Origin of the sequence: Alitabrizicola rongguiensis, from assembly GCF_021491355.1 — a bacterium.
Classification (GTDB): Bacteria; Pseudomonadota; Alphaproteobacteria; order Rhodobacterales; family Rhodobacteraceae; genus Aliitabrizicola; species Aliitabrizicola rongguiensis.
In genome coordinates this window covers 221,307-235,225 of the sequence record NZ_JAKENF010000004.1, presented here as the reverse complement: position 1 = coordinate 235,225, position 13,919 = coordinate 221,307, and the positions used below count along the sequence as shown (strand labels likewise).

Annotated in this window: 12 protein-coding genes; 3 read left to right on the top strand and 9 right to left on the bottom strand. The window is 63.5% G+C overall.

Annotated features, from left to right (window positions below; all coding sequences use genetic code 11):
* Positions 1 to 82: 82 nt before the first annotated feature.
* Genes L0V05_RS17250 through L0V05_RS17230 form a run of 5 tightly spaced genes read right to left on the bottom strand, consistent with a single transcriptional unit; the run spans position 83 to position 4,743 of the window.
* Positions 83 to 826: an SDR family NAD(P)-dependent oxidoreductase gene (locus tag L0V05_RS17250; protein WP_234872695.1), complete on the bottom strand. Its 744-nt coding sequence runs from the start codon at positions 824 to 826 to the stop codon at positions 83 to 85.
* On the bottom strand, positions 823 to 1,389 hold the full coding sequence (locus L0V05_RS17245; RefSeq protein ID WP_234872693.1) for a DUF3833 domain-containing protein: 567 nt from the start codon (positions 1,387 to 1,389) through the stop codon (positions 823 to 825). Before L0V05_RS17245 ends, L0V05_RS17250 begins: the two co-directional genes overlap by 4 nt.
* The gene (locus L0V05_RS17240; protein WP_234872691.1) at positions 1,386 to 2,642 is read right to left on the bottom strand and encodes an MFS transporter; all 1,257 of its coding nucleotides are present in this window, start codon (positions 2,640 to 2,642) and stop codon (positions 1,386 to 1,388) included. The genes L0V05_RS17245 and L0V05_RS17240 overlap by 4 nt, the downstream gene beginning before the upstream one ends.
* Before the next feature lie 5 nt (positions 2,643 to 2,647).
* The gene (locus tag L0V05_RS17235) at positions 2,648 to 3,400 is read right to left on the bottom strand and encodes a DUF1365 domain-containing protein (protein WP_234872689.1); all 753 of its coding nucleotides are present in this window, start codon (positions 3,398 to 3,400) and stop codon (positions 2,648 to 2,650) included.
* Complete coding sequence (locus L0V05_RS17230) at positions 3,397 to 4,743, bottom strand: NAD(P)/FAD-dependent oxidoreductase (protein ID WP_234872687.1); 1,347 nt, start codon at positions 4,741 to 4,743, stop codon at positions 3,397 to 3,399. Before L0V05_RS17230 ends, L0V05_RS17235 begins: the two co-directional genes overlap by 4 nt.
* A gap of 254 nt (positions 4,744 to 4,997) precedes the next feature.
* Here L0V05_RS17230 and L0V05_RS17225 point away from each other — a divergent pair, with 254 nt between their 5' ends.
* Positions 4,998 to 5,534, top strand: a complete 537-nt coding sequence (locus L0V05_RS17225) for a sigma-70 family RNA polymerase sigma factor (protein ID WP_234872928.1) — start codon at positions 4,998 to 5,000, stop codon at positions 5,532 to 5,534.
* Between the two features lie 9 nt (positions 5,535 to 5,543).
* A complete protein-coding gene (locus L0V05_RS17220) occupies positions 5,544 to 6,182 on the top strand; it encodes a ChrR family anti-sigma-E factor (RefSeq protein ID WP_234872685.1) in 639 nt (212 codons plus the stop codon).
* A 65-nt stretch (positions 6,183 to 6,247) separates the two neighbouring features.
* On the opposite strand, the gene L0V05_RS17215 is transcribed toward L0V05_RS17220, so the two are convergent.
* Both L0V05_RS17215 and L0V05_RS17210 read right to left on the bottom strand, forming a co-directional pair.
* Complete coding sequence (locus L0V05_RS17215) at positions 6,248 to 7,636, bottom strand: PepSY-associated TM helix domain-containing protein (RefSeq protein WP_234872683.1); 1,389 nt, start codon at positions 7,634 to 7,636, stop codon at positions 6,248 to 6,250.
* Between the two features lie 38 nt (positions 7,637 to 7,674).
* The gene (locus L0V05_RS17210; RefSeq protein WP_234872681.1) at positions 7,675 to 8,067 is read right to left on the bottom strand and encodes a DUF2946 family protein; all 393 of its coding nucleotides are present in this window, start codon (positions 8,065 to 8,067) and stop codon (positions 7,675 to 7,677) included.
* Positions 8,068 to 8,219: 152 nt separating this feature from the next.
* Here L0V05_RS17210 and L0V05_RS17205 point away from each other — a divergent pair, with 152 nt between their 5' ends.
* A complete protein-coding gene (locus L0V05_RS17205) occupies positions 8,220 to 10,709 on the top strand; it encodes a GcvT family protein (protein WP_234872679.1) in 2,490 nt (829 codons plus the stop codon).
* A gap of 81 nt (positions 10,710 to 10,790) precedes the next feature.
* Here L0V05_RS17205 and L0V05_RS17200 read toward each other — a convergent pair whose 3' ends face one another.
* The gene (locus L0V05_RS17200) at positions 10,791 to 11,537 is read right to left on the bottom strand and encodes a hypothetical protein (protein WP_234872677.1); all 747 of its coding nucleotides are present in this window, start codon (positions 11,535 to 11,537) and stop codon (positions 10,791 to 10,793) included.
* A 230-nt stretch (positions 11,538 to 11,767) separates the two neighbouring features.
* The gene (locus L0V05_RS17195) at positions 11,768 to 13,837 is read right to left on the bottom strand and encodes a M13 family metallopeptidase (RefSeq protein WP_234872674.1); all 2,070 of its coding nucleotides are present in this window, start codon (positions 13,835 to 13,837) and stop codon (positions 11,768 to 11,770) included.
* Between the last annotated feature and the right edge of the window lie 82 nt (positions 13,838 to 13,919).

Here is a 13,919-nt window from a genome sequence, read left to right as displayed (position 1 = left end):
GCCTCTATCCTGCCCCGGCTGTCGGTTTGATCCTGATTCCCGCCAGTTGCAATTGCCGAACGCGGCGGATCACGAAATCCTGTCAGCGCGGTCGGGGAGCAAAGAGCCGATAGTAAAGCCAGTCTGGCAGGAATTGCGAAACCCGGAACAGCCAGGCAAAGGGAATGGGGAAGCTCGATGAAAAACGCCGCCCCGACATCAGGCGGAAGACATGATCTGCCGCTTCCTCCGGTGTCATCAGAAAGGGCATGCTGAAGTCGTTTTTATCAGTTAGCCGTGTCTTGATGAAGCCGGGATTGGCCAGTTGAACCGTAACGCCGCTGCCGCGAAGGTCGGCATGGAGCGACTCGGCCAATGCCATGACTCCAGCCTTGCTTGGACCGTAGCCGATTGCGCCGGGCAATCCCCTGAAGCCGGACAGGCTGCCGACGATCAGCACATGCCCCCTGTCGCGCGCCACCATTCCGGGCAGAACCGCGCCGATCACCCTAGCGCATCCGGTGAAGTTGACATCGCACATCACTTCGACCTGGTCAGCGTCCCAGTCCTGTGCCCGCATCGGCCAGTAGAGCGCCGCCAGCCAGACCACACCGTCGACCGGTCCGATTTTTTGGGCGGCATCCCGGACCGCAGCGGCGTCCGACACGTCCAGCGCCCAGGTCTCGGCCTTGCCGGGAAGTTCTGCGGCAACTTCGGCCAATCTGGACGCGTTCCGAGCGGACAGGACAAGGTCCACCCCCGCTGCACTCAGCCGTCGCGCAAGTGCGGCGCCGAGTCCTTCGCTTGCCCCGACCAGCCAGTAACGCTGGCCCCGGAAGTCTCTCATGCCGGGACCTTGCGCATCGTTGCGACCAGTTCGGCGACCTTGATTCCGAATTTGCGAAACTGGCTGCGGTTCATGATCGTGCCGTTCTCCAGCAGGTACATCCAGTCGGTCACCGAAAGGACATGCCCGCCTGCGTCGTCGGGCAAACGAATCCGATATTTCAGGCAAACCGCCGAGCCTTGTGCCTGCCCCTCTCCTACGCCCAGAACATCCGGTGCCTCGGCCTGGATTGAACCGTCATTGCCGAGCGTCAGGGACCAGACCCGGTCCTGAACCGTACCGCTGTCGTAGTGGAAGCGCTCCGTCAGTCTTCCTTGCGCACCGATCCATTTGCCTTCCATCCGCGCGACGAAGCGCGAGCTGACCCGCCCCAGGGGGCCGTAGATGACACCTTCGCATAGCAAGGGCCCGTCGAGATGCGCGCGCAAATCAAACGCGGGTCCGGTCGCTGCATAGTCACGCGGCGTCTGCGCCTCAAATCCCATCCGGCGCGAGATGACCCAGCCGAGCAGAAGCACGAAGGCAAGACCAAGGAACAGGCCAGTGAAAAGCGCAGGGGTCATCGCATGTCCTCCTCGAACCGTGCAGTCAGGACCAGACCGATCGCCGCGACCTTCAGGGCGCAGGGCAGGACCGCATAGAGCAGCGTGAGCCAGAGTAGAGCTTCAGGTGGGTTTTCGCCGCCGGACACGAAGCCGGCGCGTTCAAGAAGCGGCAGGGTTCCCGCTGCCGCGAGGGCAAGCGTCAGCTTCGAGACAAAGTTCCAAAGCCCAAATCCCATGCCCGCCTGCGGCGCGACAGCCGCTAGTCGTCGCGAAAAAACGGCTGGCAGAAGGGTCAGGTCAGCACCGAGCGCCGCGCCCGAGAGCATGCAGATAAGAGCGAATGGCCAGGCATCGCCCGCGCCAAGACCCGCCGCTGAAAGGAACGCCAGTATCGCCAGGGACATGCCTGCAACAAGTGCCCGTCGCGCCCCGACCCGTCGCGCCAGATGGCTCCACAGAGGTGCGGCGATCGCGGCGGAAAGAAAGAACAGCAAGAGCAGCGGTCCAGCCGCATCTGGTGCGTCCAGCCGGCTTTCGACGAAAAACAGGAACAGGGTCGATGTCACGGCGACCGGCATGGCATTCACCAATGCGATCAGCAGAAGCCGCCGAGTGATCGGATCGGAAAGGATGGGGCCGATCGAAGCCAGGGGCGATGTTGCCTCTGATCGCATTCCGATCCAGTCACGCCGCATGGCCCATCCGGCCGCCAACGCAAGCACCGCGAACCCGATTGCGAAGCCGGTAAATGGGTCAGGCATGATCTGGCCCAACAGCGCAGGCGCGACCGCCGCCAGCGAGACGCCGACGAGGCCACCCGCCTCGCGCCAGCCTGCAAGCCGGAGGTGGCCCTGACCCGAAAGGGTTCCGGCCTTCCGGACACCTTCGGCATAGAAGCTGATGGTAAGGAAGCTGTAGGCAGAGAACAGCACGATCAGCGTGACCGAAAACCACAGCAGTGGCGCGAACGGGGGCGCGACAGCGAAAAGCGCGATCATCGCCCCTGCCATCAGCACCAGCGCAACTGCCACCATCACGCCCCGGCGGTTGGCCTGGCGGTCTGAAAGCCAGCCCAGCAGAGGGTCCTGCACCACGTCAATCAGCCGCAGGACAAACAGCGCCGCCCCAAGCGCGCCCAGGCCGATGCCATAATTGTCGACATAGAACTTTGGGGCATGGATGTAGATCGGCAACCCGGCCGCGGCGATCAGACCCGAGAAAAGCGCCCAAGGCCAAAGGCCCGCACCGCGCAGTTGGATCTTCGCGGCCATTGCGGTCACCGAGTCACCTCGTCCGCCGGAGGCAGGGGACGGTTGCGGAAGGCGACGCCCTTCCACCAGAGCTTCAGGGCCTGCCAATGGATCAGTGCCAAGACCCGGCGCGAGCCGAGCGGGCGCCGGAGACAGGCCGCGATGATACCGGAATTGGTTAGCGGGACCACGGGACCGGCAAGCGTCGCCACAAGACCGTGGCCTTTGGCCGTGTAATCGATCCGGATAGCGATCCGGTCCTCGGTGATGTCGAAGCGGAACGCGTATTCGCCCTCGACCGGCTGGAAAGGCGAGACGTAGAAGATCTTCGTTGCCTTCACTTCGTCCGTCGCCGTCATCGGGGCAAGGTCATCCCGGTGGCAAAGATAGGAATGACGGTCGCCATAGGTGTTGGAGACTTCGGCGATCACGACGCGCAGCGCACCGGTCTCATCGTGGCACAGCCAGAAGGAGACAGGATTGAATACATGGCCCAGTACGCGCGGCTGCGCCAAGAGCAGGATGCGCTTTTCGCCGGGCAAACCACGCTCGGCCAGAACCTCCCGGACCCAGTCGGTGCTGCGACCCTGCGTCGGCGCGCCGCCATGGTCGGTGTCATGCAGGGAAACTAGCCCGGCCCGGTTGCGAGCAAAGAGCGCCGGCCCCCGATCGCGGTCGGGGTCTAGCAGGACGTAATCCACGCCATAGCGAAAGTTGTTCGCCGGCCCGCCCTTTCGCCCGTGAAAGGTCTCGCCTTGAAGATGCCGGATGCCCGTCATGCAAGCATCCTCCTGCCGAGTTCCTTGGGATGCCCGGCATTTTCGCCAAGGGTCTGACCCGAACTCCGCGTGGCGCTGCGCATGGCTTCGACCACATCGACCGCGCTTGCACAGCCGTCTTCGTGGAAGCCGTTCCGCATCCAGGCCCCGCAGAACCACGTTCCGCGGCTGCCGTTCATCTCACGCAACGACTGTTGCGCAGCCAGGGTGCCCCGGTCGAAGACTGGATGCCAGAAGGTCGTGACATCGTGAACCAGCTCGTCGCGGATCGGTGTCTGGCCGTTCAGCGTCACGAACAGCGGATCGTCCTGCGGGATGGATTGCAGCAGGTTCATCCAGTAACTCAGGGCGATCTTTTCGGGCCGTTTGCCTGCCGGCTCGACGTAGCACCAGGATGACCACACTGCCTTGCGCTGCGGCATGACCGAAGGATCCGAATGAAGGACCGCCTCGTTTGGCTGGTAGCGGATTGCCGAGAGCGCCGCTGCCTCCGTTGGCGTGGCGTCCGACAGAAGCCGCAGGGTCTGGTCGGAATGGGTGGCGAAGACCACCTCGTCGAAGGGTTCCCATTCGCCGCCCGTGACCCGCACGGACACGCCCATAGCCGACCGGCGGACCCCGGCTACCTCGGCACCAAGTCGCAGGTCGACCCCCTGCGATTGCATTGCCGACTGGAGCCGGCGGACATATTCGACCGAGCCGCCCTTGACCGTGTACCACTGGTGCTGGCCGGTCACGCCAAGAAGGTTGTGATTGCGGAAGAACTGCACAAGCGCCCGCGCCGGGAAGGACAGCATGCCCTCTGTGGGTGTGGACCAGATCGCGCCCGAGAACGGCAGCAGGTAATGATCGCGGAACCAGTCCCCGGTCCGGAGCTCGCGCAGGAATTCGCCAAGCGACGTCGACTCGTCCTTTGCCAGTTCCACGGCCTTGGAATTGAAACGCAGTATGTCGCGCAGCATGCCAAGGAACCGCGGATCGATCGCGTTGCGCCGCTGCGCGAACAGGGCAGAGCAGCTTGCCAGACCGTATTCGAGCCGGCCGCCGCCGAAGGACGCGCCAAAGCTCATGTTGCTTTCGACCAAGGGTACGCCGAGACGTTCAAACAATCCGACAAGATGCGGATAGTTCACCCGGTTGAAGACGATGAACCCCGTATCGACGGGCTGGTCGCCACGTTTGCCGGCGACCACGGTGCGCGCATGGCCGCCCAGACGGTGTTCGGCCTCGAACAGCACGACAGCGTGATCCTGCGCCAGAAGGTGCGCGGCGGCCATGCCGGAAATGCCCCCTCCGATGACGGCGATCCTGCGCGGGACTTGGGCTAGACGTTCGAAGGGCATGTTCACTTGGGCCTTTTCTTTGCGAGGTCAGTTATTTCTACGCGGGCTTTCCGCCCGTGGATCATTAATGGGCAGCTACCTCTTGCAGTGCTCGTGCGATAGCAGTGATCCGGTTGCGTGCAATCCACGTAAACTTGCACATGAGCTTCGACATGTCCCCTTGCGAGAAAGCGGATGCGCCACTGGATCAGCCCGGCTATCCTGTGCGTGTTCGGAGTTTTCATCCGCAGAGGTCGGGAAAAGCAGTGAAGCGGATGGAGGACGAGGCTGACTGGCCGGCACTGGTGCTGAGGGTGCGCGACCATGCAGATGAACAGGCGTTTTCTGCGATCTTCGCCTATTACGCGCCGCGTGTCCGGGCCTTCCTGCGCAAGGCAGGGGCATCGGATGCTCAGGCCGAGGAATGCACTCAGGATGTCATGTCGATTCTCTGGCAGAAGGCGCATCTGTATGATCCCGCCCGCGCCAGTGTCTCGACGTGGATATTCACCATCGCCCGCAACCGGCGTATCGACTTGCTGCGCAAGTCGCGTCGTCCGGAGCCAGAGGATCTGCCGTGGGGTCCAGAGGACGAGCCCGATCAGGCCGACGTCTTCGAACTGCAGCAGGAAAGCCGTCGGCTGGTCGAAGCTCTGGCCGACCTGCCTGAAAATCAGCGTGTCCTGATCCAGCGCGCTTATTTTGGCGAGCTGTCCCATTCCGAAATCGCCGCCGAGACGGGCCTGCCCCTCGGCACGATCAAATCCCGTATTCGTCTGGCGCTGGATCGCTTGCGCCGGAACATGAGCTGAAAGACGACCATGACGATCCGCCACCACCTGTCAGATCAACTCTTGATGGCCTACTCGGCCGGCGAGCTGCCCGAGGCCTTCAGCCTTATTGTCGCGACTCACGTTTCGATGTGCGACGAATGTCGCGCCCGCGCCGCCGCGTTTGACGCGGTGGGCGGCGCCCTCGTCGAAACGGCATCGGCACCGTCGGGCGAGATGGACGATATGCTGGCCCGTATCCTCGCATTGCCCCAGTCTCGCGCAGAGGCCATAACCTCGCGCCGTCGGTCGGTACTGCCCGCGCCACTGACTGATTATGTCGGCGGCGACCTTGAGTCCGTCCGCTGGCGCCCCGTCGGCATGGGGGTTCGGCAAGCGATCCTGCGCACGGGAAAGGGAGCATCGGCCCGGCTTCTGTACATTCCCGCTGGCCAGTCGGTGCCCGATCACGGCCATCGCGGTATGGAACTGACGCTGGTGCTTCAGGGTGCGTTCCGCGACGAGACCGATCGCTTCGGTCCCGGCGATGTCGAGATAGCGACCGAGGAGGTTGATCACACGCCGGTGGCCGAGGTGGGCGAGGCCTGCATCTGCCTGGCGGCCACCGACGCGCCGCTGCGGTTCCGCAGCCTGATACCGCGTTTGGCGCAGCCCTTCCTGCGGATCTAAAGTCAGGACGTCGACAGAGAAAAAGAGATCGAAAGGCGCGGCGTCAATCGCCGCGCCTTTCGCTTTCAATTCAGGGCGCGGCGCAGCCCTGGAGCAAACCGCAGCATAAGCGCATCGATGGCAACCACAGCCAGCATGGCGATGCCCGCCAGCGGAAACATGGCGCCGACCGCCAGAACGATCACCAATGCGCCTTTCCAAAGCGTCATGTCTTGCGGGCGAGGCGGGGCGCCAATGCGCGCCGCGCCTTCAGGGCGCCGCTTCCACCACAGGACCACGCCAGAGATCGGCAGGAAGATCATCGACAGGCAGAACAGCGTGTTCAGTGCAAGGTTCCAGATCCCCATGTCGCCTTCGTGGAAGGCCACGCCCCAGGCCATCATCTTGGCATAGGTCGAGTAGTCGGCATAACGCACGTCGGCCAGAATGTTGCCAGTGTACTGGTCGATATGGATCGTCCGGTCACCCCACGGATCGTGACCATCGTTCGACATGGAGTCATGGCTGATGGTCCAGACCCCTTCCTCGCCCGCCGGCATGTTGACCTGGAAGCGTCCGGCGAAGCCAAGTGCCCGGGCAAAACCGACGACATCATCGAAAGTCGCGGGGGCGGCCACCGCCGGTTGACCGGCCAGAGAGCCGGACTCGGGCATCGGCGTCTTTTCCAATGCCCATGGCACTTCCTTTGACGCACCGTGGTTCATGTCGGCATGGGTCTTGTCCGACAGCGGCACGGCATCCCACTTCTCGGCCGGGAAGGTGCTCCAGGCCTGAACGAACTTGTCGCCCCAGATGCCGGCCCAACTGAGGCCGGACACGAAGAAGACGAGCATCACCAGTGACATCCACCAGCCGACGACACCGTGCAGTGATTTCCACCAGGCACGCCCCCGCGCCGCAAGCCTGGGAGCGAAGGGGTTGCCCGAGCCGTTGCGTGGCCAGTGCAGATAGATGCCGGTGACCACAAGGAGCACACCGAGGCTGGCGGCCGTCTCGATCAGACGATCACCGAAGTCTCCGATCAAAAGGCTGCCGTGGATGTCGTTGGCGAAGTCGTACCAGCCGGCGCGCCAAGGGAAGGTCTCGACGACCGCGCCGCTATAGGGGTCGATCACGACTGTCATTGATTCCTCGCCCGCATCGACCTTGAAGACGGCAACGCGATCTGGGCCAAGCGGTTCGATGTACTGGCTGGCCGCGCCACCGGGGATGGCAGCCTCGGCCACGGCCTGCTGGGCAGAGACCGCAAGCGGGCTGCCCTTCGGGGTGACAAAACCGCGTTCGCCATTCAGTTCTGTCGTTGCACTGATCCACAGCATGACAAGGCCGGTCGTGGCCAGCACCAGCAGGAACGGGATGACGTAGAGCCCGGCATAGAAGTGCCAGCGCCAGGCAGTGAAGTAATGACGATTGGGGCGCGCCAGATTGGCGGCCTGGGATTGGACGTTGTCCATCAGAGGTCTCCTGCGAGATTTCGTGAAAAGGGTCGAAATCAGGCGACGAACGGGGGGCCTCTGGCCGTAGGTGTTTCCGGAGGGGCATTCGGCACGAGATCATGCCATGCGGTGTCAGTCGGCGCAGGTGCGATGACTTCGGGCGCCGCAGGAACCGCGGGCAGGTCGGGCACTAGCGCCAAAGCTTGAGCGAGAGCCCAGACGCAGGTCTGCGGTGACGATTGATCCTCGGAAGGTGCCGTGTCGCCCGAAAGCGGCATCTGCACTTCCTCTGGGCCATCCGGCGTGCAGAGGACCAGTGTCAGCATCTCGGCCGATGAGCGGTGCGGCATCCAGCCGGCGGGCAGAAGCGCTGCAGCCGTCATCATGGCCATCATCGCCGCCAGAACGAGGCGGTTGAGCAAATCAGGCGGGGATCGGCGCAGCGTCATTCCGTTGGGCTATCCGCCGCGAGCTAACCGGTCAAGCTCCGGCTGCGACATGTCGCACATGTCGTTTTCGGACGCCAAAGGTCGGCGCACCTTGCCCGCTGGCGGCACGATCGGGCATCTATGGGCCAAATCTTTCGGGACGGAGTCTGCCCATGAAAACCCATGTCAAAGCACTGGTCGTCGGCGGCGGTGCGGTCGGAACCGGCATCGCCTACCACCTCGCGAAGGCGGGCTGGGACACGATGCTGATCGAGCGGGACGAACTGACGTCCGGCTCGACCTGGCATGCGGCGGGCCTTCTGCCGCTGTTCAACATGAGCTACGCCACGACCCACATCCACAAGTACTCGGTGGACTTCTACAAGGGACTCGAGGCCGAGACGGGCCTGAACCCCGGCTTCTACGTCGTGGGCAACCTGCGCATGGCCCAGACCGATGCGCGGATGGACGAATACATGCTCTATTCGAGCGTGGCCGAGACTGCGGGCGTCTATCACGAGTTCCTGTCGCCCAAGGAGATCAAGGACCGCTGGCCGCTGGTGCGGACCGAGGACCTGAAGGGCGCGCTGTTCCATCCGCAGGACGGCTACATCAACCCGGCCGACGTCACTCAGGCGATGGCCAAGGGTGCGCGCCAGCTTGGCGCGACGATCGAACGGAAGGTTCAGGTCAACGGCTATCGCTGGACCGGGTCGGAATGGATCGTGTCCTGCTCGCGGATGGTCGAGAAGGGCGGCATGCTGGTTCCGGGCGAGGAGACCTTCGACATCACCGCCGAGCATGTCGTGACCGCCACCGGCAACCACGCGCAGCGCACGGCGCGGCTCCTCGGCATCAAGATCCCGGCGATCCCGGTCGAGCACCAGTACATCGTGACCGAGCCCGATCCGGCGCTGGTCGAATGGCGCAAGACCAACCCGCAGCACCCTGTCCTGCGCGACGCCGACGCCAAGTGGTATGTCCGCGAGGAACGTGGCGGCTGGATCCTTGGCCCCTATGAGAAGGGCGCGCCTGCGCGCTTCCTCTACGACGTGCCGGAGTCGTTCCGCGCCGACCTCTTCCCGCTCGATCTGGAACGGATCGAGGCGGAATACATGAGCATGATCCACCGTATCCCGTCGTCCGAGACCGCCGGTCTGAAGGACGATTTCAACGGCCCGATCTGCTACACCCCCGATGGCAACCCGCTGGTCGGCCCGGCGCCGGGTTTGCGCAACATGTGGCTGGCAGAAGGCTTCAGCTTCGGCATCACCGCGGCGGGCGGTACCGGCTATTACCTTGCCCAGCTGATGACGCAGGGCGAGGCCGAGATCGACATGGCTTCGCTCGACCCCAAGCGCTACGGCAACTGGATGACGACCGAGTATGCCGCGCGCAAGAACGAGGAATGCTACGACCACGTCTTCATCCTGCACCACCCGGACGAAGAGCGTGAGGCCTGCCGGCCGCTGCGCACCTCGCCCTCCTATGACCGCGAAAAGGCGGCGGGCGCGCAGTTCGGGCAGGTGAACGGCTGGGAACGGCCGAACTACTACGCGCCGATCGGGTTCGACGACCACAACTCGCGGTCCTTCCGCCGCGGTGGCTGGTGGGAATACGCGGTGCTGGAAGCGCAGGCGATCCGCAAGACCGCCGGACTCATCAACGCTTCGGCCTTCACCAAGCACCTGCTGCGTGGCCCGGGGGCGACGGCTTTCCTCGACAAGTTCACCTGCAACAAGCTGCCGGGCGTGGGCCGTATCAACCTGACCTATGCTCTGACCGAACACGGCACGGTGCGCACGGAGTACACCATCGTCCGGCTGAAGGAGAACGAATACTACCTCGTCTCTGCTGGAGCCTGGACGGCCTATGACTATGATTTCCTCCAGAAATCAGCCGATGACTTCATGGCGGCGGGTGGCGGTTACATCGACATCCACGATGTCACCACCCAGTGGGGCGTTTACGCCATCGCCGGGCCGACTTCGCGCGCGATCCTGAAGGAGATCGTCAAGGACGCCGATCCCGAGACGGTGCTGGGCAACAAGCGCTTTCCGTGGCTGTCGGCGCGCAAGATCGAGCTGGGCATGTGCCCGGTCAACGCGATCCGCGTGGCCTATACGGGCGAGTTGGGCTGGGAACTCCATCACCCGATCGAGATGCAGAACTACCTCTGGGACCAGTTGATGGCGGCGGGCGAGAAGCACGGGCTGAAGCTGGTCGGAGCACGGGCGCAGAACTGGCTGCGGCAGGAGAAATCCTACCGCGCCTTCGGCAACGAACTGGGCCGGGATGCGACGCCGCTGGAAGGGGGCCTGGACAGATTCATCGATCTTTCCAAGGATTTCACCGGCAAGCAGGCGATGATCGATACCGGCATCCGCGCCAAATGCGTGACGGTGCTGATCGACGGCCCGGCTGATGCCGACCCTTGGGGCAAGGAGGCGCTGGTGCTGAACGGCGAGAAGATCGGGCGCCTCACGTCGGGCGGCTATTCGGTGGCGTTCGGCAAGCAGATCGGCATGGGCTATGTCCGCCCGGACCTGGCGCAGGTGGGGCAGAAGCTGCAGGTCAGGATGCTGCGCGAGCTGTGGAATGCCGAGGTGGTCGAGGACAGCCCCTTCGACCCGACGAACGCCCGCATCCGGGTGGATGGCTGACAGACGGGCATATGAAAATCGTATGATTTCCGTATGCATTCCGTATGTAGAGTCAAGAAATTGGGGCCTCGCGGCCCCTTTTCATTTTTCCGGATCACGGGCCGAGTGAGCCGTGGCCGCTTTGGCCAATGCGCGGTGAAGGACGAAGGCGGCGAATTCCGGCGGGAGAGTCTCGTCGGCACCGGCTCCTGTGCTTGCATCGGCCGCCCAATTCATCCCCCGGATCACGTAGAGCGTGTCATGAACGCGGATGCTTGCCACCAACGTGTCCGCGGGATGGTATGCTCGGAACAGAGTGGGGGAGAGACAGAACTCCGTCATATCCGGGAACCCCGGGATATGAACCCGTGCTTTGTAATGGCAATCGCGATCCCTGGCCCACCAGACAGACTCGACCTTCATCGGGAGATGGATCGTGCGTCCGAGAAAGGCCATTTCGGCTGCAGGAAAGATCAAAGCAACGGTTGCGTAGGCAATCATGTACGTGGTCACCGGGACCAAAATGAAGACTCGGCCGATTCTCTGGTTCACGGCGCGAGCGCTTTCCGGCTGGGCAGGATCATGGGCCTGCCTTTCGGAAAGGACGGCGGTGGTCAGCCACCAGAACGTGCCGAGCAACACGATGCTTAGCCCGGTGTAGTCGGCACGATCCATGAACGCGCCTACCCGTGACTTGGCGCCCCCTGCATAGAAGATCGCCGGGAACGCCAAAAGGATGGCAATCAAAATCGACAGGACGCCGAGTAACAGAAGCCATTCGGCGGCGCGCTTTAGCGGCGAGAGCGTGATGTCCTGAATTCGAAGCGCGCTGCGCGTGTCGGTTTGCATGTCGCTATTCTGACTGGACACGATGGCACTTTTGCGGCGTGGTGCGACGTCGCTCTGAAGCGATGCGCATGCCGCCGTGGACTTTCATCGCTGCAAATTCGGTCCCATTGCTGCGGCACAACAGGCCATTGACGGCTCTGGATTGGACCTGCCCCAATAGCGATCAAAGTTGAACAGCATTGAGGCCATTGCCCGGGAATGCCGGGGTCAGTCGCCCCGGCTTTTGCCTTTCACCAGGCCTGAACCCGTTTCTCGGGTTGCAGCCACATCGGATCGCCGTCCTTGATCCCGAAGGCCTGATAGAAGGCGTCGAGGTTCTGGGGTGCGGCGACTGCCCGGTAGGGCCCCGGCGGGTGCGGATCGTTGGCGATGATGAGGCGCAGGAACTCGTCAGAGCTCTTGGTCGTCCACAGCTGCGCCCATGACAGAAAGCAGCGCTGCTCGGGGGTCAGGCCGTCGATCTTGACGTTCTGGTCCGGATGCTGGGCAAGGTGCTGATGCAGGACATCCATCGCCAGGGTCAGGCCGCCGACATCGGCCATGTTCTCGCCGACCTCGATCGTGCCATTGCCCATCAGGCCGGGAAGGACCTCATAGGCATTGGCCTGATCGATCAGCTTCTGCGCCTGCCGGTTAAAGGCCTCTGCATCGGCCGGCGTCCACCAGTCACGGATGTTGCCCTGCGCGTCGAACTGGCGCCCCATGCTGTCGAAGCCGTGGGTCAGTTCATGGCCGATGACCGCGCCGATCCGGCAGACGTTCACGGCGAAGTCCTTGTCCGGGTCGTACATCGGCGCCTGCAGGATCGCGGCGGGAATTTCGAAGCCGTTCAATTGCGGATTGTAGGCGGCGTTCTGGGCGACGGCATAGGTGTTCTTGGTCGAGAACTGGTCCAGCACCACGGGCTTGCCGAACTTCGCCAGCATCCGGCGGTTCTGGAAGGCGGCGGTCGCGTTGAGGTTCGTCACAAGGTCGGGGCCGATCTCGACACCTGAAAAGTCGATCCAGGTGTCGGGGTATCCGACGCGCACGGTCAGGGCATCGACCTTGGCCATCGCCTGGCTGCGGGTGGCCTCGGTCAGCCAGTTGCGCGTGGGAATGCGCGCCTTGAAGGCCCCAACAATCTGCCCGATCAATTCGGTCGCGCCGGCCTTCTGTTCGTCGGTGAAGAAATCCTTGACGTAGATCTGGCTGACCGGATGGCCGAGCGCGCCGACGGCGAGGGCCAGGCCGCGCTCTTCCATCGAGGGCAGGACGGGCACGCCCGACAAAGCGGCAGACCAAGCGCGCGTCGGCTCGTCGAAGGCGGTAGACAGGACACCCGAATATCCGGCGATGGTCAGGACCGTGATGTAGTCCTTGATGTCCTGCAGGCTGTGCTCACGCAGAACCTTGGACAGGCCGGCGAAGTAGCGCGGCTCCATCAGGTTCATCTCGCCGGGCTTAGGAATGCCGATCGTGTCGAGATAGAGTTGCAAGTCCAGTTCGGGGATCTGTGCCTGCATCGCCTCGACTGTGATCGGGTTGTTGACCATCACCGGCTCGTTGGCCTCGATCGGGTTCAGCTTGCCGGGCTGCAGTGCGGATTCGATCGACGTGGCAAGGTCCGCCATGCGCGCGGCCTCGGTCGGGTCATAGCCCGCCACCTGCAGCACCTGCGTCAGGTAGGTCTTGTAGGCAGAGCGGCGGGGACCGTCCGGCGGTTCGGCCAGAACATCGTCGAAGGGAACGCCGAATGCTCCCGCATAGACCATCATGACGTACTGCGAACTGTCCGCGAAACCGATATCCGGCTTCAGTTCGATCAGGGCCGGAGGGGCGGATGTGTTGATCCAGGACGTCGCCAGGTAACGCACCAGATCGTCGTTCGACTGGATGGCGGCGATGGCGTCAAGCTGGGGCTGGAGCGGTTTCATGCCGGCGGCGTCGCGGGCGGCGGTGTCAAGGAAGGCGTTGTAGAGCGTGCCGACCTGCTGGACAGGGCTGCCCTTGGGTGCTGTTGCAGCCTCAGCGCCCGCCTGGGCGAGGACGACCTTCATCTGCGCCTTCTGCCGTTCGCCCATGATGTCGAGCATGCCATAGCTTGCCAGCGTCTCGGGACGCTGCACACGGTCCTGCCACGCCCCCGAGGCGTAGCGATAGAAGTCGGTTCCGGGGCTGACCGACGGGTCCATGTTGGTGATCGAGAACGAGAGCTCGTCCGGACCTGGAGGCGGGATCTCAGCCGCGCTCTGCGCCAGCGCAGTGGTCCCAAGCAGCAGAGGCAAGAACAGCGGGGCAGCATGCCGGAGACAAAACATGTCTTTTCCAATCGCAACGGGCCAACGGCGCCATAGGCACATCGGCTTGCGCTTCTGTCTATCCACTTTGCGCAGGCAGCTG

What these genes read in the sequence shown, in the direction of transcription:
- L0V05_RS17215 (WP_234872683.1), bottom strand. Translation starts at nt 7,636, where the DNA reads ATGGACAACGTCCAATCCCAGGCCGCCAATCTGGCGCGCCCCAATCGT.
- L0V05_RS17245 (WP_234872693.1), bottom strand. Translation starts at nt 1,389, where the DNA reads ATGACCCCTGCGCTTTTCACTGGCCTGTTCCTTGGTCTTGCCTTCGTG.
- L0V05_RS17220 (WP_234872685.1), top strand. Translation starts at nt 5,544, where the DNA reads ATGACGATCCGCCACCACCTGTCAGATCAACTCTTGATGGCCTACTCG.
- L0V05_RS17195 (WP_234872674.1), bottom strand. Translation starts at nt 13,837, where the DNA reads ATGTTTTGTCTCCGGCATGCTGCCCCGCTGTTCTTGCCTCTGCTGCTT.
- L0V05_RS17250 (WP_234872695.1), bottom strand. Translation starts at nt 826, where the DNA reads ATGAGAGACTTCCGGGGCCAGCGTTACTGGCTGGTCGGGGCAAGCGAA.
- L0V05_RS17225 (WP_234872928.1), top strand. Translation starts at nt 4,998, where the DNA reads ATGGAGGACGAGGCTGACTGGCCGGCACTGGTGCTGAGGGTGCGCGAC.
- L0V05_RS17205 (WP_234872679.1), top strand. Translation starts at nt 8,220, where the DNA reads ATGAAAACCCATGTCAAAGCACTGGTCGTCGGCGGCGGTGCGGTCGGA.
- L0V05_RS17200 (WP_234872677.1), bottom strand. Translation starts at nt 11,537, where the DNA reads ATGCAAACCGACACGCGCAGCGCGCTTCGAATTCAGGACATCACGCTC.
- L0V05_RS17210 (WP_234872681.1), bottom strand. Translation starts at nt 8,067, where the DNA reads ATGACGCTGCGCCGATCCCCGCCTGATTTGCTCAACCGCCTCGTTCTG.
- L0V05_RS17240 (WP_234872691.1), bottom strand. Translation starts at nt 2,642, where the DNA reads ATGGCCGCGAAGATCCAACTGCGCGGTGCGGGCCTTTGGCCTTGGGCG.
- L0V05_RS17235 (WP_234872689.1), bottom strand. Translation starts at nt 3,400, where the DNA reads ATGACGGGCATCCGGCATCTTCAAGGCGAGACCTTTCACGGGCGAAAG.
- L0V05_RS17230 (WP_234872687.1), bottom strand. Translation starts at nt 4,743, where the DNA reads ATGCCCTTCGAACGTCTAGCCCAAGTCCCGCGCAGGATCGCCGTCATC.